The sequence below is a fragment of the Streptomyces tauricus genome, from assembly GCF_014650955.1.
Classification (GTDB): Bacteria; Actinomycetota; Actinomycetes; order Streptomycetales; family Streptomycetaceae; genus Streptomyces; species Streptomyces tauricus.
Map to the genome: position 1 here is coordinate 44226 of NZ_BMVY01000014.1, position 19303 is coordinate 63528.

Below are 19303 nucleotides of genomic sequence, written 5' to 3' on the forward strand. Positions count from 1 at the left end.
CTAACTCCGCCCCGCCGACCCCGGACCGCCACCCCGCGTCACCTGCGTCCCCTGTGCCGCCTGAGCCATCTGCGTCCCCTGTGGCACCTGCGTCTCCTGTGCCGCCTGAGTGACCTGCGCCACCTGCGTCCCCTGTGCCTCGACGAGAACATCGCCCTCGGCCGTCCGGAAGTACAGGACCGACCGCCCTGAGCGCCGCCGCCCCACCAGTCGGGCGTCGAGCAGCAGTTTCAGATGCCGGCCGACGGACCCGAGTCCCTGCCCGGTGACGGCGACCAACTGGCTCGTACTCATGGGGGACCCGAGGAGAACGAGTACGCGGGCCCGCGCGCCGCCGAGCAACCGCGCGAGACTCCCCGGAACGGAGACGGCAGCGGCAGCGGCGACGGAGGCGACGTGGAGGTCGGGGGTGTCGGAGGCGGGGGTGGTCGTGTGCCCGTGCCGGGCATGGGCCAGTACGCCCGAGCAGGGGTAGACGACCCCGTACCGGCGCGGGCCCGTGTCGGGGTGCGGGCGCTGCGGGGGCTCGTCCCACGACACCCACCCGTGCCGCTGCGGAGTCACCGGTACGAAGACGATCCGGGCGCCCGAGATCTCGCGGGGCGGGTACTCGTGCAGGTTGACCTGCAGCCGGTTCTCGCCGAGCCAGCGCATCCCCGGCCGCATCGCCCCGAGCGCGGACGCCCAGCCCTCCTGGCTCAGCCGGGCGGTGCGGGCCACGACGTCCGCTTCGAGCACGCGCCGCCGGCGGTGCCAGTCGGGGCGTACGGCCTCGGTCCAGACGTGGGTGAGCAGGTCGGCGGCGCGTTCGGGAAGGTCGTCGCGGTCCCGGAGGATCGCGGGGAGCGGCCCGCGCAGGGCGACGGCGAGGTGGGCGCGGGCGGCCTCGGGGGAGGCCCCGCGTACCCGGGCGACCTCCGTGGCGAAGTCCTCGTCGCCGCGCGGGGTGGGCGTGAGGAAGTCGGCGATCCACTCGCGGCCGAACCCGGCCCGGACGAGGGCGGCGGTGACGGGATCGGACGCCAACCGCCGTTCGTAGCCCGGCAGATGGGTGTCCAGCCAGACCCGTTCGCCGGGATGCGCGGCGCTCCGGACGTGCAGTGCCTTCAGACAGGCGAAGGTCTCGGCGAGCGGCGAGAGCACGAAGCGGCTGCCGGCGAGGGTGTCGGCGTTGACCTGCCACCAGCCCATTTCCGCCCCTCTTGGTTCATGGTCGTTTCGCACGGACGCGAAACACTAACGGTCGCCCGGGCGAGGACCCGAGACTCCGGCGCATGCCAACGACGTACCGGTCCCTCTTCCGCACCCCGGAGTTCACCCCGCTCTTCCTGGCCTCCTCGGCGCAGGTGGCGGCCCAGACGATGAGCGGACTCGCGCTCGGCACCCTGGTCTACCGGGCCACGGACTCACCTCTCCTGTCGGCCCTGAGCATGTTCGGGCCCTCGCTCGCCCAGGTCCTGGGCGCGACCACGCTCCTGTCGGCGGCCGACCGGCTGCCCCCGCGCGCCACGCTGACGGGCACGGCGCTGGCGTTCGCGGCGGGTACGGCACTCCTGGCGCTCCCCGCCCCCCTCTGGACGGTCTTCGCGCTGATCCTCGCCCTCGGTCTGGTGGCCTCCCTCGGCGGAGGTGTCCGCTGGGGCCTGCTGAACGAGATCCTGCCCAAGGACGCCTACATCGTGGGCCGTTCCGTCTTCAACATGGCGAACGGGTTCACCCAGATCGCGGGTTACGCCACCGGAGGCGTCCTGATCGCGCTCCTGTCCCCGCGCGGCACCCTGCTCACGGCGGCAGCCCTGTACGTGACGGCCGCGGCGGTGGCCCACCGCGCCCTGAGCCCCCGCCCGCCGAGGGCGAAGGGCCGCCCGTCGATACGCGCCACCTGGCACACGAACACGACCCTGATCTCCTCGGGCCCCCGCCGCCACCTCTACCTGGCCCTCTGGATCCCCAACGGCCTGATCGTCGGCTGCGAGTCCCTCTACGTCCCGTACGCTCCCGCGCACGCGGGCCTGCTCTTCGCGTGCGCGGCGCTCGGCATGCTGGTCGGGGACGTGGCGGTCGCCCGCTTCGCAGGTCCGGCCCTGCGCCCCCGTCTGGGCGTGCCGCTGCTCCTGCTGCTGGCGGCCCCGTATCTCCTCTTCGCCCTGCACCCGCGCCCGTCCCTGGCCGCGGCGCTCGCCGCGCTGGCCTCGGTCGGCTTCGGCGCGAGCCTCCTGCAGCAGGAACGCCTCATGGCCGTGACACCGCCCGAACTGGCCGGTCACGCACTGGGGTTGCACTCGTCCGGGATGCTGGCGATGCAGGGCGTGGGAGCGGCGCTGGCGGGCACGGCGGCCCAACTGACGTCACCGGCGACGGCGATGGCGGCGACGGCGGTCGCGTCGATCGCGGTGACGCTGACGCTGGCGCGGGGGCTGAGGCCCGTACGCCAGCCGTCTTCCGTACGGCCGCCGTCCCCCGCACGGGACACGGCGTGACAGCGGCGGGGCGACGGCGGCAGGGCGACTGCGGCGGACGGCGGCAGGGGTGGCTGCCACCGCCGCCCCTGCCGCCGGTCCGGCAGCCGATCCCGCTCGGTTATCGCGCCACGAACTGGGTGAGGATCGCCTGGACCTCGTAGATGTCGACGCCCTTGGTGAAGGTCTTCTCGATGGGCGTGGGCGTGCCGGAGATCCAGATCTTCAGCTCGGCGTCGAGGTCGAAGGTCCCGGCGGTCTCGACGGCGAAGTGCGTGATGCTGCGGTACGGAACGGAGTGGTACTCCGTCTTCTTACCGGTGATGCCCTGCTTGTCGACCAGGATCAGCCGGCGGTCGGTGAAGAGGATGGTGTCGCGGATCAACTGGAAGGCGGCGTACACCTGCTCGTTCTGCCCGAGCAGTCGCGCGTAGTCGTTCTGCGCCTTCGCCGGATCGACGGTGTGCGCGTTTCCGAACAGCGCCATGACGAACCCCCATCAGGTGGTTGAAGTCCCAAGATCCTCGCACCGGAGCCCATGCGGAGCAATGCTCTGTTTCCGGGCTGTCGCAAGAGCGCGACAGCCCGGAAACGCAGCCGCTCTGTGCCCCGGCTCAGCGGGGCCCGGGTGGCATCAGCTCTTGCTGCCGTCCACGATGACCGGCGTGCCGTCCGAGCCGGTACCGCACGGGACGGCGTACACCGGGTTGGCCTTCGAGGCTTCCTTGTACGCCTCCAGGCACTGGTTGTACAGCACCTTGTCGCTCAGCGACTTGTCGATGATCTTGTTGGCGCGGGCGATGCCCTCCGCCTCGATCCGCCTGCGCTCCGCATCCGCCTTGGCCGTACGCGACGCCTCGGTGGCCCGCTCGGTGGCCTGCTCCTGCTGGATCTTCTTGTCGATCTGCTCCTGCAGCTTCTTCGAGGGCCGCACATTGCGCAGGTTGACGAAGGTGACGTCGATCCCGCGCGGCGCCAGGCGTTCCTTCACGAGATCGGCGATCTCCGAGCCGATCTGCTCCCGCGCGGACGCGTAACCCTCCTCGCTGGTGTGCTTGGCGAACACGTTGCGGATGATCTCGCGGCTGTCCGGCAGCACGAGCCGCTCCTCGACGGCTTCCTCGCTGCCCGCGAGCCGGTACAGGCCGACCGCCTTGGCGGGCACCACGGCCCACTTGATGGTGACGTCCGCGTAGAGCACACCGCCCTGCGAGGAGCGCACCTCGACCACGTCGTCGTCGTTGAGGTTCAGGTCCACCGGGCGGGTGGAGAAGGACGTGACGTCGGTGAACGGCGACTTGAAGTGCACGCCCGAGGACAAGGGCGTACCGATCCTGCCGAAGGTCACCGGCACGCCGACCTCGTAGGCGCTCACGACATGGACACAGGCGAAGACGCCGGCCAGCAGACCCGCCACGGCACTGAGCGCCGCCCCGAGCTTCCACCCCGAGGTGGTGCGGCCACCACCACGGCCGACGAGAAAGAGCACCACCGCGGCTATGAGCAGCAGGATGGACAGTACGAACACAGCTTTCCCCCTAGAAACACGAACCCGCGCCCCCCAGGCGCGGCGCGGCGCATCGTAGCGAGGTCGGGTTACGGGTGGGGGGTGACTGGATGATCGGACGGGAGCGGACGCGAGCGGACGCGATCGGCCGGGATCGTGCCGGAGCTGAGAGGAGCTGGGGGATCGCGGATGTCGAGAACGCGGCACCGGCTCCGTCCCAGAGACATCAGCGACCACCACTGGTCACCACCGGTCGTACGACGGAGAACACGCCGTGGACACGACCTGGCACCCGACCCGACGTACAAGGAGAGATCAGCATGGCGATTCAGCGGATGGACAATGTCGGCATCGTCGTCGAGGACATGGACGCCGCCATCGCGTTCTTCGTGGAACTCGGTATGGAGCTGGAGGGCAGGGCGCGGGTCGAGGGCCTCGTCGCCGACCAGTGCACCGGACTCGACGGCGTCCGCTGTGACATCGCGATGGTCCGGACCCCGGACGGCCACAGCCGGCTCGAACTGGCGAAGTACCGCAGCCCCGCCGCGATCAGCGACGGGCCGCGCAACCGGCCGCACAACATCCTGGGCACGCACCGCGTGATGTTCGCGGTCGACGACATCGAGGACACCGTCACCCGCCTGCGCCCGCACGGCGCCGAACTACTCGGCGAGATCGCCCGGTTCGAGGACAGCTACCTGCTCTGCTACGTCCGCGGCCCGGAGGGCATCATCGTCGGCCTGGCGGAGCAACTGACCTGAGCCGGGGGTCAGGAACGCTCGCGTGGCTGGGCCGAGCAGGGTCTCGGCTTGCGGTATGCATTCCGAGGTATATACCGTTGGTTGCATGACGGAGCCGTGGCAGATCGAGATCGAGCCTGAGGTGCGGGATTGGCTGGAACTCCTTCCGTTCCGTCTCTACCGGCGGGTCGAGGACAAGGCGGACCGACTGTTGGACGAGCCGACGACCCTCGGCGAGCCGTACTCGCGGCATCTGGGAGGCAAGCTCCGGGAGCTGCGCTTTGACTTGGACGGTGAGGCCGTACGCATTCCGTACTGGCTGGCACCGGGGCAACGGATCGTGCTGCTGACGGTCTTCCGTAAGACGAGGATGCGTGAAGCAGTGGAAGTCGAGCGTGCGCACCAGGCCCAGAAGGTCTGCGAGGCCGAGCACGGCCATGCCCAGCACAGGTACGAGCGGCGCAAGGAGAGCTGATGAACCACAGCACGTGGAAGACGCGCCGGACCCGGCAACTCGCGGGGGAGGCCGTGGAGTACGACCAGGAGTACGCCGACGCCCGCCTGGCCGGCGACCTGGGTCAAGCGGTCTACGACCGTCGCATCGAGCTCGGCCTGTCCCAGACGGAGCTTGCGGAGCGGGCCGGGATGACGCAGCCCCAGGTCTCCCGGACGGAGGGCGGCGACACCGTGCCGACTCTTCCGCTGCTGCGACGCTTGGCCAAGGCCTTGGACGGCACTCTCAACCTGACCATCGACGAAGGCGACTCGCACGTCACGTTCACCCCGCACGCCGCCTGAGTCGCTGAAGGGCACCTACGAGATTCCGTAGGTGCCCTTTGCTGTGCCCCCGGCAGGATTCGAACCTGCGACACCCGCTTTAGGAGTGGGATCGAATCCTTGCCGGGTGGTGCCTGGCGCTGCCGCGCGGTGCTGTTTCCCCTGTTCAGAGCCGCGCGGCGAGCCACTTGATCCGGCTCATGCCGCCCTGTATCAGGCAGTCCGCTCACGCATCGCTCACGCGCCTGAGGCACCTCGGTGTCGTGCCGGCGCATCTCCATCCCGCCGTAGTGTCGTCTGCCGCGCCCGGTTCGTTCTTGCCATCTTCCAACGCCTTGCGGAGTTGCCTCTCCGGCAACACGTGCAAGCCCCGGGCCGGTCGGCAAGAGCATGTCAAGAGGGCCCATGGCTGAACCATGGGACGGTGGCTGCTGCCTCTGGCAAAGTGATCGGCACTGCTAGACGATTCTCGTGAGGAACTTGTGAGCACGCTCGGTAGCTTCATCTGGTCAATCGCTGATCAGCTTCGGGGCCCCTATCGCCCCAACCAGTACGGGACAGTGATCCTCCCGTTCACGATCCTGAGGCGGCTCGACTGCATCCTCGAGCCCGATCGCGCGACAGTGCGAGAGCTGGCGGCGAAGTTCGAGAACCCGAACCGGCTCAAGGTCGAGGTCAAGAAGGCCACGGGGCGGACCTTCTACAACATCTCCAACTACGAGTTCGCCAACCTGCTGGCCGATGCGGACGGACTGGCGGACAACCTGGCTGACTACATCGACCGGTTCTCCGCCGACGTAGACGTGTTCGAGTACTTCGACTTCAAGAAGGAGATCCTGGCTCTGGAAAGGGCCGGGCTCCTGCGCGAGATCGTTAAGTCCTTCGGCGCCGTCGATCTGCATCCCGACGTGGTGTCCAACGCAGACATGGGGGACGCGTTCGAGTACATCATCCGCAAGTTCAACGAGGCTGCGAACGAGACCTCCGGAGACCACTACACGCCGCGCGACGCGATCCGGCTACTGGTCGACCTGCTTTTCGCCGAGAAGGACCTCGACCTCACCGAGGGGAGCATCATCCGCTCGCTGTACGACCCCACCGCCGGCACTGGCGGCATGCTCTCCCTGGCCGAGGAGCACCTGCTCGCCCAGAACCCCGAGGCCAAATTGAGCCTGTACGGCCAGGAGTACAACCCGCAGTCGTACGCCATCTGTAAGTCGGACCTGCTCGCCAAGGGCCACGACGCGACCAACATCGCCTTCGGCAACACGCTCACCGACGACGCTTTCAAGCGTCGCCAGTTCGACTACTGCATGTCCAACCCGCCCTACGGAGTGGATTGGAAGCAGTACGCCAAGGCGATCACGGCGGAGCGCGACTCTGCTGGCCCTTACGGCCGCTTCGCGCCCGGCCTCCCGGCGACCTCCGACGGCCAGATGCTCTTCCTGCTTCACCTGGCCCACAAGATGCGCGCACCTGAGGACGGTGGAGGCCGCGTCGGCATCGTCATGAACGGCTCCCCCCTGTTCACCGGCGCCGCTGAATCCGGCCCTAGCAATATCCGCCAGTGGCTGCTGGAGAACGACCTCGTCGAAGCGATCGTCGCGCTGCCGACCAACATGTTCTTCAACACCGGCCTTGCCACCTACATCTGGATCCTTGACAACACCAAGCATCCCGACCGCCAAGGCAAGGTCCAACTCATCGACGGCACGTCGTTCTGGACCAAGATGCGTAAGAATCTCGGCTCCAAGGGACGTGAGATCCGCGACGACGACCGCGCGAAGGTCGTCAAGCTGTATGCCGACTTCACCAACGCCGACCCCGGCACCTCCAAGGTGCTGCGCAACGACGAGTTCGGCTACTGGACCATCACCGTCGAGCGACCCCTGCTGAATGAGGACGGCAAACCGATCACCGACCGCAAGGGTAAACCGAAACCGGACACCAAGAAACGTGATACGGAGAACGTGCCATTCACCTACGGCGGCTCCACCGTCGGCCCGGCGGGCAAGATCGAGGTCATCCAGGCATACTTCGATGCCGAGGTGAAGCCGCATGTCCCCGATGACGCCTGGATCGACTGGGCCAAGGTCAAGACCGGCTACGAAATTCCCTTCACTCGTCACTTCTATAAATACGTTCCGCCCCGGCCACTCGCCGAGATCGACTCCGATCTGGAAAAGCAGGTCGCGAAAATTCTGGGCCTCTTGCGGAAGGTTGAGGGATGACCCGGTTGGGCGCAGCAATTCAGAAGATCGATGAGAGGATTCCTGGCGTTGATCTCCCGCTAATGTCTGTGTCGCAGACCAAGGGTGTGGTACGGCGCAGCGAGCTGACGGACGCACCTCAACGTGCAGAGTCGCTCGATGCCTACAAGGTGTGCCGCAAAGGGGACATTGTCTTCAATAAGATGAAGATCCGTTCTGGTGCGATGGGCGTCGCTCATGAGGATGGACTGGTCACCTACCACTACGAAGTGATGCGGCCTCGGCAGGGAATGGATCCCCGCTACATCGTCCATCTTATGAAATCTTCGTGGTTCACCAGCGAACTCATCGCACGTGAGCGTGGGATCTCAGCCGGAGGTGAGCACGGCGGCATTCGCACGACGGAGGTTCCATTTACCGTCCTTCGGACGATCGACGTGCTCCTTCCAGAGATCGACGAGCAGCGCGCCATTGCTGGCTACCTCGACCGCGAGACGTCCCGCATCGACACGCTCATCGAGGAGCAGCAGCGCCTGATCGAGATGCTCCGCGAACGGCGTGCAGCTGTAATCGCGAGCACCTTGGCCAAGCTGAGCGACGCCATGACCAGACTGAAGTACGTTTCGACGATTCAGACAGGGGTGACATTGAGCGGTGCGGGCGACTCGGCTGATGCCGAGTGGCCGTACCTGCGCGTCGCGAATGTCCAGGTTGGGTACGTGGATCTAGGTATGATCAAGACGGTCCGCATTCCTTCTGAGCGCGCTGTTCGCTCTATGCTCCAGCGTGGGGATGTCTTGATGACCGAGGGCGGGGACATCGATAAGTTGGGGCGAGGAGCACTCTGGCACGGTGACTTGCCCAATATGCTGCATCAAAACCACATCTTCGCAGTCAGGCCAAACGAAAGTCTCGACTCGGAGTTTCTGGTCTATTGGCTCGATGGTCCGGTCGCGCGGGCCTATTTCCGTACTACGGCAAAGCAGACGACGAACCTTGCTGCTACCAACAAGTGGACGGTCGGCAACCTTCCTATTGCGCTGCCGCCTATCGAAGACCAGAGAGGAGCCGTCGCGGCCCTCGACGAGCAGACAGCCGCGATCGGATCGCTCATTGCGGAGACCGAGCGGTTCATCGAGCTCGCCCGGGAGCGGAGGGCAGCGTTGATCACTGCGGCGGTTACGGGGCAGATCGACGTACGAGAGGCGGCGTGATGGCCGACCACAACGAGGTGGTCTTCGAGACGGAGATCTGTGAGCACCTGCGGGATCACGGCTGGTTGTACTCGGCGAATGATCATGACGGTGGTGAGTACGACCGAGAGCGTGCGCTGTTCCCCGTCGATCTGTTCGCGTGGCTGGAGGAGACGCAGAGGCCAGCGTACGAGAAGGCGTTGAAGGCGGCGGGCTCGCAGGCGAAGTTCCTCGACGTGCTGACCGCGGCGCTCGACCGGCCGCTGGAGCATGGCGGGGGGACGCTGAACATCCTGCGTAACGGGGTGCAGTACATCGGCGGTGGTCGGTTGAAGATGGCGCAGTTCCGTCCGGAGACCTCGCTCAACGAGTCGACCACCGCGCACTACGAGGCGATGCGGGTGCGGGTGGTGCGGCAGGTGCACTTCTCGACCGCCGATCAGCGCAATATCGATCTGGTGTTCTTTGTCAACGGGCTCCCAGTGGCCACGGTAGAGCTGAAGACGGACTTCACTCAGTCGCTGGACGAGGCGGTCAACCAGTACAAACAGCGGCGCAATCCGTTGACGAACGGGCGGCCGGAGCCGTTGCTGTCGTTCGGTCACCGGGCGCTGGTGCACTTCGCGGTCTTGAACAGCATGGCGGCGATGACCACGAGGCTGGAGGGGGAGAAGACCCACTTCTTGCCGTTCAACATGGGCTTCGACAGTGGTGCCGGCAACCCGCCCGGCGCGGACGGGCGGTCGGCGACGGCGTACCTGTGGGAACGCGTCTGGGAGAAGCACGCCTGGCTGAACATCATCGGGCGGCTGATGATCGTGCAGACCAAGGAGGAGTGGGACGTCACCACCGGCACGTCGGTGCGGCGTACGAGCATGCTCTTCCCGCGGTTCCACCAGTGGGAGGCCGTCACGAACATCGTCGAGGCGGTGAAGGAGGAGGGTGTCGGGCGGCGGTACCTAATCGAGCACTCGGCCGGGTCGGGGAAGACGAACACCATCGCCTGGACGGCCCACCGGCTGGCGCGGCTGCATGTCGATGACCAGAAGCTCTTCGACTCGGTCATCGTGGTCGTGGACCGCACCGTGCTCGACTCCCAGTTGCAGGATGCGATCCGGCAGATCGACGGGACCGGCAAGATCGTCGCGACTATCAGCCCCGAAGACGTCCGTAAGGCCGGCGCGAAGTCGAAGTCGGGTCTGCTGGCACAGGCGTTGAAGAACGGCGAGCTCATCATCGCGGTGACGGTGCAGACCTTCCCGCATGCGCTGGACGAGATCCGGACCGACGCCGGCCTGAAGGGCAAGCGGTTCGCCGTCATCGCCGATGAGGCGCACTCCTCCCAGTCGGGTCAGATCTCTTCGAAGCTGAAGCAGGTGCTGACCGCTGAGGAGGTGAAGGAGATCGAGGAGGGCGGCGAAGTCGATGTGGAGTCGGTGCTGGCCTCGGAGATGACTGAGCGGGCCGAGTCGGAGAACATCTCCTACTTCGCCTTCACCGCGACGCCGAAGAACAAGACGCTGGAACTGTTCGGTCGCAAGGGGAACGACGGCAAACCGTGCGAGTTCCACCTGTACTCGATGCAGCAGGCGATCGAGGAGGGCTACATCCTCGACGTGCTCAAGGGCTACCAGCACTACGACACCGCGCTGAAGATCGCCGGCAGGGCCGAGAGCGGCGACGGAGAAGAGGTCGAGGAGTCCGCGGCCCGTAAGGGTCTGATGCGGTGGGTGCAGCTCCACCCGACGAACATCAGCCAGAAGGTGCAGATCATCGTCGAGCACTTCCACGCCAACGTCGCCTACCTCCTCGAAGGCAAGGCGAAAGCGATGGTGGTGACCGGGTCACGCAAGTCCGCGGTGAAGTACAAGCTGGCCATCGACGCCTACATCGCCAGGCGCCGCGCCGAGGACGCCTCGTACAACTACCGTACGTTGGTCGCCTTCTCCGCCGGGGTGACGATGGCTGAGGACGAGACCTGGCATAGCGACTGGGGCCCGCAGCCCTCGAAGGATGACGAGTTCACCGAGGGCAACATGAACCCCGGCGCCGGGGCTGATCTGGCGGCGGCTTTCAAGGGCGACACGTACAAGATCATGCTGGTCGCCAACAAGTTCCAGACCGGCTTCGACCAGCCCCTGCTCTCGGCGATGTACGTCGACAAGAAGCTGTCAGGAGTCACCGCGGTGCAGACACTCTCGCGGCTCAACCGCACTCACCGCACAGCTGGTGGGGAGCAGAAGCGCAAGACGTTCGTCATCGACTTCGCCAACAAGCCTGAGGACATCAAGGCAGCCTTCGAGCCGTACTTCAAGAACGCGACCCTGGAGACCGAGACCGATCCGTACGTCGTCGTCCACCTGGCTAACAAGCTCGCCCAGGCAGGAATCTACACGGAGGACGACGTCCGCAAGGTCGCCGAGCTGTGGGTGACTCGGAAAGGGAACAACGCGCTTTCGGCGGCGATCAGCCCGGCGCAGCACGACTTCCGCCGCCGCTATACGCGAGCGATCGAGGAAGAGGACAAGGTCACGCTCAACGCGCTCGACCTCTTCCGCAAAGACGTCTCCACCTACGTACGCCTCTATGACTTCATGTCCCAGATCGTCGACTACGGCGACCCCTACATGGAGATGCTCTCGATCTTCCTGCGCCTGCTGGAGAAGGTCATCGCCGAGTCCGCCTGGACGGCCGACGTCGACCTCTCTGACGTGGTGCTGGTCGGGGTCAAGCACGACAAAGCGATCTCGGTTGACATCTCACTGGTGGGCGACGGTCAGCTGAAGGGCATCAGCGCCGCTGGCACGGGCTCGAAGAAGGATCCGAAGTACGTCGCGCTCCAGGTCGTCATAGCCAAGATGAACGACCTCTTCGGCGCCGAATCGTTTGCCGAGTCCCAGGTCCGGGAGTTCGTGCAGGGGCTCGTCCAGCGGTTGCTCGCTGACCCGAACCTGATCAACCAGACCAAGGTGAACTCCAAGAAGCAGTTCATGGAGTCACAAGACTTCCAAGCAGCAGTTTCGGAGGCGGTCGCAGATAACCAGGACGCCCATAACACGATGGCTGACTACTTCTTCACCGACGGGCCGGCCATCAACTCGATCATCGTCGCCCTCGCGGATGCCTTCTACGAAGCAGCGGTCGATCAGCAGGTGGATTCTTAGATACGGCAGCACCCATGTCCCGCCCCAGCAGACCACACCGCTGCGGAGGTGAGGGCGAGCAGGATCCATGGCACTGCTGCCCGAGCGCCCGGATGCAGTAAGCCGAGCGCAGCGCGGAGACGGCCACTGACCAGCACGGCACGAAACCGAACTCTGACTCGGGAAGCCGTGAAACCAGCATCAGCCGTTGGAGCACTCACCTCCATGACGGCAACGAGGGCCTGAGACCGCGTTTGAGATCTGCCGTGTCCCGTTGCTGAGGGGTTCGTTGAGCTCGCCGTGAGTGGTGTCGGGAGTGGGTATCCGTCGGATCTGACGGATGAGCAATGGGCGCTGGTGGAGCCGTTGCTCCCGCCGGCGCGGGTGGGGCCGAAAGGTGGGCGGCGGGAGAAGCATCCGCGGCGGCGGATCGTCGATGCGATCTTTTACGTGGTGCGGACTGGGTGTGCCTGGCGACAGTTGCCGAAGGACTTCGCGCCCTGGCCGACGGTGTACTGGTACTTCACCTGGTGGCACGATGACGGCATCGTCGAGCGCATCCATGACGCCCTGCGCGGCCAGGTCCGTGAAGCCGACGGCCGCGACGTCGAGCCAAGCGCGGGTCTGATCGACTCGCAGTCTGTCCGCGCCGCCGACACCGTCCCGGCGGCCACCAGGAGCTTCGACGCGGGCAAGAAGGTGAAGGGCCGTAAGCGGTTCATCGTCACCGACACGCTCGGCCTGCTCCTGGCCGTCCACGTCGTTGCGGCGAGCATGTAGGACCGCGATGGCGCGAAGCGGCCGTTGCTGTGGACCCGCCTGGACCACCCTGGGGTCCGGAAGATCTGGGCCGACCAGGGCTTCGCCAGCCGCCTGGTCGAGTGGCCCGCTCACATCCTCGGCCGTGACCTGGAGATCGTTCGGAAGGATCCTGGCCAGCGCGGCTTCCAGGTCCAGCCCAAGCGGTGGGCGGTAGAGCGCCCCTTCTCGTGGCTCACCGCCCACCGGCGCCTTGCCCGGGACTACGAGACCAGCCCGGCCCACTCGGAGACGATGATTCGATGGGCCATGATCGGCATCATGGTCCGCCGGCTCACCCGGGGACGTGCTGCGATGCGCCCCGAGCCACGACCGCTCGTGCGGCAATCCTCGTAGACAGCCCGCTGGCCCCTCACCGACGGCAGCTGCTGTCGGTGAGCTACTGGGCCAAGAACCCCTCGACCTCGCGCTTCAGAGCAGGCGGCACGTCGGCCAGCTCCGAGACGATCAGACGGACCTCTCGCCCGAGTTCGGGGAACTCGTTCCAGACCACCACATTCCTGGTCAGCACGGCAGCCAGCAGATCGCCCTCATACATGTCGCCTTCCGCCAGGGGGTTGGCCCGAATGACCTCCACCGCCAGCGACAGTAGATGGGCAAGGCCCACGTCCTGCCTGATCAGCAACCGCATGTCCTCGACCGTCAGGCTGCCGATCGGCTTGCGCCGAAGCTCACGCGCCGTTGCCATCAGCCGGGTTTCGCCGCCCGATGGGGCCGACCAGCGGTCGCGCTCAAGCTCCTCAAGGGAGAGGTCAGGGTTCACGAGTCGAGTCACCGACCGATCGTCCCATGTCAGATCTCAAGCGCGGTCTGAGAGAGCAGGTTTCGTTGATCGCTCGAACGGCAGTGCGGAGTAGCAACTATCCGAGGGCGGCAGATCCAATTTCTCGGCTATCCTGCTCTACTGCCCTCCAGTCGAACGGGTGGCAGCGGACCCGTAGATTCATGATCAAAAACCCGTAGCTCGGCCAAGAGGGGGGGCTAACCAGACGTAATTGTGATGCAACTGGGCGGAGTTCTCCTTGATCATTTTCGCGGGACGGTGTCTCGCGGGGATGCGTTCCGGATAGTAACCCCCCTGTATTTCCTTGCGTGTTGAACTAGAGTCTCTGGCCAAAAGGAGGTCACCGCCCGTGACAGAATCGAACACGTCGCCGAATGCGTCGGTAGCAGCCCCTAATAAGGGCGTGAAGCAAGGGCTTCCCTTCGTCGGACTCCCGGCCGCTGAGGATGCGGCCGTCAAACTCTGGGGTGTCGCGCGACTGGGCACGGTGTCTCCCGAGGCATTCGCGCGTCAGTTCGGGGAAAAAGCTAAGGCTTCGGGCAGTGGTTGGGACCGCCGCTTGGCGATGCTGCGTGGATTCAAGCTCATCCGCGCCGAGGGGAAGCAGCTCGGGCTGTCCGAATTGGGGCAGAAAATCGTCAACTCTTCGGATCCTGCGGCACAATTGGATGCCCGCAGGGAAGCGATCATGAACCTGAAAGCGTACCGTGAACTGGTTGAATCTTTCAATCAGACGGCGCTTCCGGATCTCTCTGTTTTGGCCACTAAGCTCCAATTCGAGTATGGCAAGACGGAGAAGTTCGCGGCGCGAGCTGCGCAGTCTTTTATCGAATCACTCAAACATGCCGAAATGATTGACCCGGAAAACGTTGTATGCAAGGAGGGTGTCGTCAATGTTGCACCGATTGTCTCCCTAGTGCCCACAAGCGAGACGGTCGACGAGTCTGATCAGAATAGCGACCAGGGAGACGCTGCCGAGATTGATCGCGCGTTTGAGGAAGACGCAAACGTTGTCGAACCTTCCGAAGTGGGTTCCATGCTTGTGGAGCGCAACGTAAAGAGCGGAAAGGTGCCGAATTTGTCACTTTCTTTGACGCTCGACCTGTCTAATTTTCGAGCTGATGAGGTGGTGAGGATTCTTGGTGTCCTTGGGTTCGATGGTCGCGACTGAGGATACTCTGGACGATGAGGCAGTTTTCATCGTATCTCCCGAAGTTATCCTGGAATCCATTCGCAGGGCGGCTGTAGAGAAGGAGGCGAAGGCGGACATCTCCGCTACTTACCTCCTCGTTCGCTGCGGCCTTTTGTCTGATGGCGAACTTACCGAAGCTGGCCGAGCTCTATTCAAGCTTGCATGGGTTCTTCGTAGATCGGACGAGGCTGGGCGTGCACTTGGGAATGCACTTAGGCGGATGACGCCAATTCAGGTCATCGAACAAGAGTTGCGGGGTCTCGGTGCGGTTCCAGAGGAGGGAGTTCTCGATCTTCTGCGTCAGCACAGGGCGGTCGGGTCCACCCTGACTGTTGCTGACATTCGACCGACCTTGCGCTGGCTCAATGGGGTTGGGGTGCTCGTCTATTCGACAAAGCTAAAGACCGTTAGGAGCTTGATGCCTGCTCCTGACGCGGCTTTGGCGGGTGAGATTCAGGGCATTGCTTCAATGATTTCTCCCAGAACTCCATTCTTGAATATCGTTCGTTTGCGGCGAATCCTCCGACCGCTGAAGGGTATTATCTGGTGGGCTGACCCTCACTTTGGTGCCCGCGCCTTGGAAGAGCTTGCCGAGGAGTTGAACGGCGAGGTTGTTTCGGAGGTTCGCATTCTGTCGGGTGATGCGGAAAATGTCGTATCGGACAAGTCGATGAGGGATTTCCGAAGGTTTCAGGCCGAAATGCTGAATGGCGGGGTGCGTGCTGAATGGCGCATCGACGTGCGAGGTGTCCGGGATTGGCATGATCGCTGGGTGGCTGACGACAAAGTCGCGTGGAACGTCCCGCCGATAAATACCCTATTGAAAAATGACTATTCGGAGATTTGCCCTGCTTCTCAGCGTCCCCCGCTTATTGAATGGTGGAATCGAAGCGCGCCGCGTAATTAGTTTGAAGCTGCTCAGTCTTTTGTGTCGATAGATTTTCGTTGAACTTCGATTGAGACTTTTGCTTCCTGTGTCAGTGCAGATTCGAGGCCGGTCAGCGGATGGCGCGGATCATCACGGTGAGAACCGGCGAGGCCGGTGACGGCTGGCTGCGCCCGATGTCCTCGTACCCCCATGATCTGTACAGCGTGTGGACCTTCCCATCTCCGGCGGCCAGGTTGACCATGAGGGTGACGAACGGCTCGTCGCGGGATGCGAGGAGGGCGTCATGGATACGGCGGGCGGTGCCTGTCTTCCGCCAGGTCGGCCGGACGCCGATCTCCTTTAGGGCCACGGCCGGACGCTCGGTGTACTTCTCCGCCGGCGTCGGGCTGGTGCGCTGCCAGTAGCGGTCACCGTGCTCGATGGTGTTGCTGTAGGCGTAGCCGACCGGATGTCCGTCCGCATACGCAAGAACGGCCGTGAACCCTGGCTCGGTGCCGTGTCGGTCAATGCGCTCGCCGAAGGCGGTGACGGCGTAGTTCGGCAGGTGGAGCAGTGGTGCGCGTACGTCGGCGTACACGTCAAGGAGGTCGCCGCGGGCGGTGTCGAGGGTGGTGAACGTGCGCAGTTCAATGGCGGGAGCCGTGGTCATGCGGCCATCCTCCAGGTGGCGGTGTGATCGGTCCAGGTCTGCGCGGTGGAGCTGCCCGGCGCGGTGGCTCGCAGTGCGGCCCCGAACTCCTGCAGCATGCGCGTGACCCGGGCGTGCTGGGTAGCGGCCTCGGCGGGGACCTTCATCGCGGTGGCCGTGGCGGCGTCGGGGGCACCCTGGGCAAGTTGGGCGTGGGCGAGCCGGGTGGTGGTGATGGCCCGGGAACGGATCATGTGAGGCCGGAGCGTGGACATGCAGCGGTGGGCGTGGTACTCGGCGGTCGAGTAGTCGCCGAGCGCCAAGTGCGCGGAGAGGGCCAGGGAATCCAGTTCGGCCTGGTCGTAGAAGGCGAGCATCCACACCGGCCGGTAGTCGGCGGGATCGGCGCGCAGCATGGCGTCCTGTGCCTGCTCGAAGGCTCGGTGGGTGCCGGTGCGGTCCTGTGCTGCCCCGTGGATGGCGCCCTGGCGGGCCAGGCCGAGGGACGCGAACAGGGGATCCCGACGTGTGAGGTGCAGGTTGCGGGCGACGTCGTTGGCGGCGAACGCGTCCGCCGGTCGGCCCATGTGGCGGTACATGGTGCCCGCGTGGCTCCAGATGCGGAACTTGATCGTCTGGTCGCCGGACATCTCGGCGAGGGCTTGAGCCTCGCGCATGTGCGCCTTGGCGACGTCGTAGCGCCGGCCGTCGATGGCGGCCCACATCGCGGAGGAGCGGAAGGCGGCTGCGGAGGCGTAGAGGTTGCTGCGTACGCGCTGGGTGGCGCTGCCCGCGTTTTGGAGGTTGAGGGCCTCGTCGGCGAGGGCGGCGGCCCGCTGCTCGATGCCGAGTTGTCCGCCGTGGCGGTGGTCGCTGGCGATGATCTCGGCGAAGCGCTTGTTCAGGCGGTTGACGTCGCTCATGCCGATACGGCGCGGTGACGCGGCGCCGGGCGCGGCTGCTGCTGCGGCAGCCGCCGCGATGCTGCCGACGAGGGTACGGCGCTTCATGTCGGGGTCCTCCTGCTGCGGTGGGGCCGGGGTGGACGAAGGCCGGCTCCGTGGCACGAACCCTAAAGCGACGGCGGGTAATCCGGTGACGTCCTCAAGTGCCTTGCGGGCGGCTGACTTCGGCCAGATGACCCGGCCCGCTTTCCACGCGCGCACCGATGAGCCGTCGAGTCCTCCAGGACGCCCGGTCAACCGTTCAATGGCCCTGTTCACGGCCTCGGCGAGGCTGTTGGAGCTGTAGCCGTGTTCGGTCATCCACGCCTCAAGAACGGTGTTGCGGGTGGTGTCCATACGGGCACGGTAGCCCGCGCGATCCCCGCCCACCAGGTAAAGGAGAGGTCAAAACACCCTAGGTGACTCCGTCGGCTGAGTGCCTGAACGTCCTAACCAAGGCCCCGTGAAGGGGAGTTGTCTGGGTGCTGGTCGCCCGCCGCGCTCAACCGTGCGGGCGGCTGTTGACGGCCCAGCCCGCCCCTGAAGCTCCCCCGCAGGGGAGGGCCGGGCGCCGAGACGACACGAAGGCTCCACCCCGATGACGAGTCTGAGAACACCAGTTGAGGCCCTCTCCGCCGGCCACCCCACGTACAGCCAGACCTTCCCGTGCGAGCCGTCCACAGCCGAGCTCGGTCGCGATCTCGTTCGGGACGTCCTCGGCGTGTGGCATCTCGATGATCTCGCTGACCATGCTGCACTGATCATCACAGAGCTCATCGCGAACGCCTCCAGACACACTCTGTGTCCCGAGATCCGCCTCACGGTTGGCCGGCCGAGCTCGACTCGACTGCGTGTCGGGGTCGTGGACCGGGAACCATCGCGCCTGCCCGTACTCAGCCAGGTGACCGACGACGACGAGTCGGGGCGCGGACTGCTCCTCGTCGATGCTGTCGCCGACCGCTGGGGCTACGACCTGCGCGGCGCGGACAGACGCCCTTGGGGCAAAGAGGTCTGGGCGGAACTTCGCACGGAGGGCGGCAAGTGAGCATCTCGACCACGGCACCCTCGTCCCTTCCGGATCTGGTCCGGCTCCGGCCCCGCCAACAGATGGCCATCGACTGCGCCCTCTGCGCCCGGCCGCTGGGAGCGAGCGGTCGACGGCTGGGCGAGATACGGCACCGGGACCTGCCGTTCTCCCTCTGGGCCTGCGCTCCCAACTGCCAGGCTGCCAGATCGGCTGCCCCGATCAGCTGAGAGAAGGGGCGTCCTTCCATGGAGTGGCCGTGGATCACCGGTGACTGCTGGCTCGGCTGCAGGCGTACCGGAGTCCTGGTGATCTGGCTCGGTCCGGTGCAGTGGGACGGGCAGCACGCTCCTTTCTACGCGTGCGAGCCGTGCCTCGATCGCCTCAAGGCCCAGGCGCTCGCCTACTTCATGGAGCAGCGGCCGACGTCCGCTTGATCAGTCTTCCGGCACACGACTTCCCAGCATGAGGCAAGCGGCCCGCGAGGAACTTCCCCCGCGGAGCACGTCCCTCGTGCCGGGCGGCCAGGAGTCGTCCGGGGAGCAGCCGTCTGGCGACGCTTCCGAGGCGGCACTTGGTGGGCGCTCCAGCCCAGTAACAACACAACGATGCGAGGAGTTGCAGCATGACGCGCAGCACCGTAGTTCCCAGCCGCACCGAAGTACGCCCGCAGATCCCGGGGGCATCGGACGGCTTCGACCTGGACGTCTCCCTCGTCGAGATCGCCGACCCGGCGGGCCTGGTCAACCTGACCGACGACAACTGCGGGTCCACCTGTGGCGCCTGCACCACCAACGTCGCCTGACCCGGCCCCCGGGTTCACTCCGGTCTGGTGCCGCCGCGTCTCCGCGCGGCGGCACCAGCCGCCGGCTCCCTCACTTATGGAGGTACTGGGTGGTTGCTCCGCCCGCAGCGTTCCACACCTGTTCCACCGCTCTCGTGCGCGCCGTGGCCCGGCCCTCGCTGCCGATTCCTCCCTGTCCTGACCTCGATG

The 19303-nt window shown here is 65.6% G+C and carries 18 protein-coding genes and 1 pseudogene; 13 read left to right on the forward strand and 6 right to left on the reverse strand.

Going from position 1 to position 19303, the window contains the following annotated elements; genetic code table 11:
• Positions 1 to 1191, reverse strand: a complete 1191-nt coding sequence (locus tag IE278_RS21975; protein ID WP_189774843.1) for an ArsR/SmtB family transcription factor — start codon at positions 1189 to 1191, stop codon at positions 1 to 3.
• A gap of 83 nt (positions 1192 to 1274) precedes the next feature.
• Between IE278_RS21975 and IE278_RS21980 the strand changes: the two genes are divergently transcribed.
• Positions 1275 to 2480 (forward strand): MFS transporter, encoded by a 1206-nt coding sequence (locus IE278_RS21980; RefSeq protein WP_189774845.1) that lies wholly within the window; start codon positions 1275 to 1277, stop codon positions 2478 to 2480.
• 100 nt (positions 2481 to 2580) lie between these two features.
• On the opposite strand, the gene IE278_RS21985 is transcribed toward IE278_RS21980, so the two are convergent.
• Both IE278_RS21985 and IE278_RS21990 read right to left on the reverse strand, forming a co-directional pair.
• Entirely contained in the window at positions 2581 to 2946 is a 366-nt protein-coding gene (locus tag IE278_RS21985; RefSeq protein ID WP_189774847.1) for a PH domain-containing protein, read from the reverse strand.
• A 147-nt stretch (positions 2947 to 3093) separates the two neighbouring features.
• Positions 3094 to 3987, reverse strand: coding sequence for a prohibitin family protein (locus IE278_RS21990; RefSeq protein WP_189774849.1), 894 nt, complete (start codon positions 3985 to 3987; stop codon positions 3094 to 3096).
• A gap of 299 nt (positions 3988 to 4286) precedes the next feature.
• Here IE278_RS21990 and IE278_RS21995 point away from each other — a divergent pair, with 299 nt between their 5' ends.
• From IE278_RS21995 to IE278_RS22025, 7 genes and pseudogenes are all read left to right on the forward strand, one after another.
• Positions 4287 to 4727 carry a VOC family protein gene (locus IE278_RS21995; RefSeq protein ID WP_189774851.1) on the forward strand — a complete coding sequence of 147 codons (441 nt, stop codon included), beginning with the start codon at positions 4287 to 4289 and terminating at the stop codon, positions 4725 to 4727.
• Positions 4728 to 4812: 85 nt separating this feature from the next.
• Positions 4813 to 5181 (forward strand): type II toxin-antitoxin system RelE/ParE family toxin, encoded by a 369-nt coding sequence (locus IE278_RS22000; RefSeq protein WP_189774853.1) that lies wholly within the window; start codon positions 4813 to 4815, stop codon positions 5179 to 5181.
• Entirely contained in the window at positions 5181 to 5504 is a 324-nt protein-coding gene (locus tag IE278_RS22005; protein WP_189774855.1) for a helix-turn-helix domain-containing protein, read from the forward strand. The genes IE278_RS22000 and IE278_RS22005 overlap by 1 nt, the downstream gene beginning before the upstream one ends.
• 461 nt (positions 5505 to 5965) lie before the next feature.
• Complete coding sequence (locus IE278_RS22010) at positions 5966 to 7714, forward strand: HsdM family class I SAM-dependent methyltransferase (RefSeq protein WP_189774856.1); 1749 nt, start codon at positions 5966 to 5968, stop codon at positions 7712 to 7714.
• A 68-nt stretch (positions 7715 to 7782) separates the two neighbouring features.
• Entirely contained in the window at positions 7783 to 8907 is a 1125-nt protein-coding gene (locus tag IE278_RS22015) for a restriction endonuclease subunit S (protein WP_189774858.1), read from the forward strand.
• On the forward strand, positions 8907 to 12050 hold the full coding sequence (locus IE278_RS22020; RefSeq protein WP_189774860.1) for a type I restriction endonuclease subunit R: 3144 nt from the start codon (positions 8907 to 8909) through the stop codon (positions 12048 to 12050). The genes IE278_RS22015 and IE278_RS22020 overlap by 1 nt, the downstream gene beginning before the upstream one ends.
• Before the next feature lie 240 nt (positions 12051 to 12290).
• Positions 12291 to 13184, forward strand: a pseudogene (locus IE278_RS22025) (IS5 family transposase).
• A 43-nt stretch (positions 13185 to 13227) separates the two neighbouring features.
• Here IE278_RS22025 and IE278_RS22030 read toward each other — a convergent pair.
• Positions 13228 to 13623, reverse strand: a complete 396-nt coding sequence (locus tag IE278_RS22030) for a contact-dependent growth inhibition system immunity protein (RefSeq protein WP_246570512.1) — start codon at positions 13621 to 13623, stop codon at positions 13228 to 13230.
• Between the two features lie 358 nt (positions 13624 to 13981).
• Here IE278_RS22030 and IE278_RS22035 point away from each other — a divergent pair, with 358 nt between their 5' ends.
• Together IE278_RS22035 and IE278_RS22040 are read left to right on the forward strand one after the other, a co-directional pair.
• The gene (locus tag IE278_RS22035) at positions 13982 to 14803 is read left to right on the forward strand and encodes a hypothetical protein (RefSeq protein ID WP_189774862.1); all 822 of its coding nucleotides are present in this window, start codon (positions 13982 to 13984) and stop codon (positions 14801 to 14803) included.
• Complete coding sequence (locus tag IE278_RS22040; RefSeq protein ID WP_213089737.1) at positions 14790 to 15731, forward strand: hypothetical protein; 942 nt, start codon at positions 14790 to 14792, stop codon at positions 15729 to 15731. Before IE278_RS22035 ends, IE278_RS22040 begins: the two co-directional genes overlap by 14 nt.
• Positions 15732 to 15822: 91 nt before the next feature.
• On the opposite strand, the gene IE278_RS22045 is transcribed toward IE278_RS22040, so the two are convergent.
• Together IE278_RS22045 and IE278_RS22050 are read right to left on the reverse strand one after the other, a co-directional pair.
• Entirely contained in the window at positions 15823 to 16362 is a 540-nt protein-coding gene (locus IE278_RS22045; RefSeq protein WP_189774866.1) for a GNAT family N-acetyltransferase, read from the reverse strand.
• A complete protein-coding gene (locus tag IE278_RS22050; RefSeq protein WP_189774868.1) occupies positions 16359 to 17642 on the reverse strand; it encodes an NsdA family TPR-like regulatory protein in 1284 nt (427 codons plus the stop codon). The genes IE278_RS22045 and IE278_RS22050 overlap by 4 nt, the downstream gene beginning before the upstream one ends.
• Before the next feature lie 241 nt (positions 17643 to 17883).
• On the opposite strand from IE278_RS22050, the gene IE278_RS22055 reads away from it, so the two are divergent.
• From IE278_RS22055 to IE278_RS22065, 3 genes are all read left to right on the forward strand, one after another.
• The gene (locus IE278_RS22055) at positions 17884 to 18330 is read left to right on the forward strand and encodes an ATP-binding protein (protein ID WP_189774870.1); all 447 of its coding nucleotides are present in this window, start codon (positions 17884 to 17886) and stop codon (positions 18328 to 18330) included.
• Positions 18331 to 18557: 227 nt separating this feature from the next.
• Entirely contained in the window at positions 18558 to 18746 is a 189-nt protein-coding gene (locus tag IE278_RS22060; protein WP_189774872.1) for a hypothetical protein, read from the forward strand.
• 188 nt (positions 18747 to 18934) lie between these two features.
• The gene (locus IE278_RS22065) at positions 18935 to 19114 is read left to right on the forward strand and encodes an FxLD family lanthipeptide (protein ID WP_016825826.1); all 180 of its coding nucleotides are present in this window, start codon (positions 18935 to 18937) and stop codon (positions 19112 to 19114) included.
• Positions 19115 to 19303: the final 189 nt, after the last annotated feature.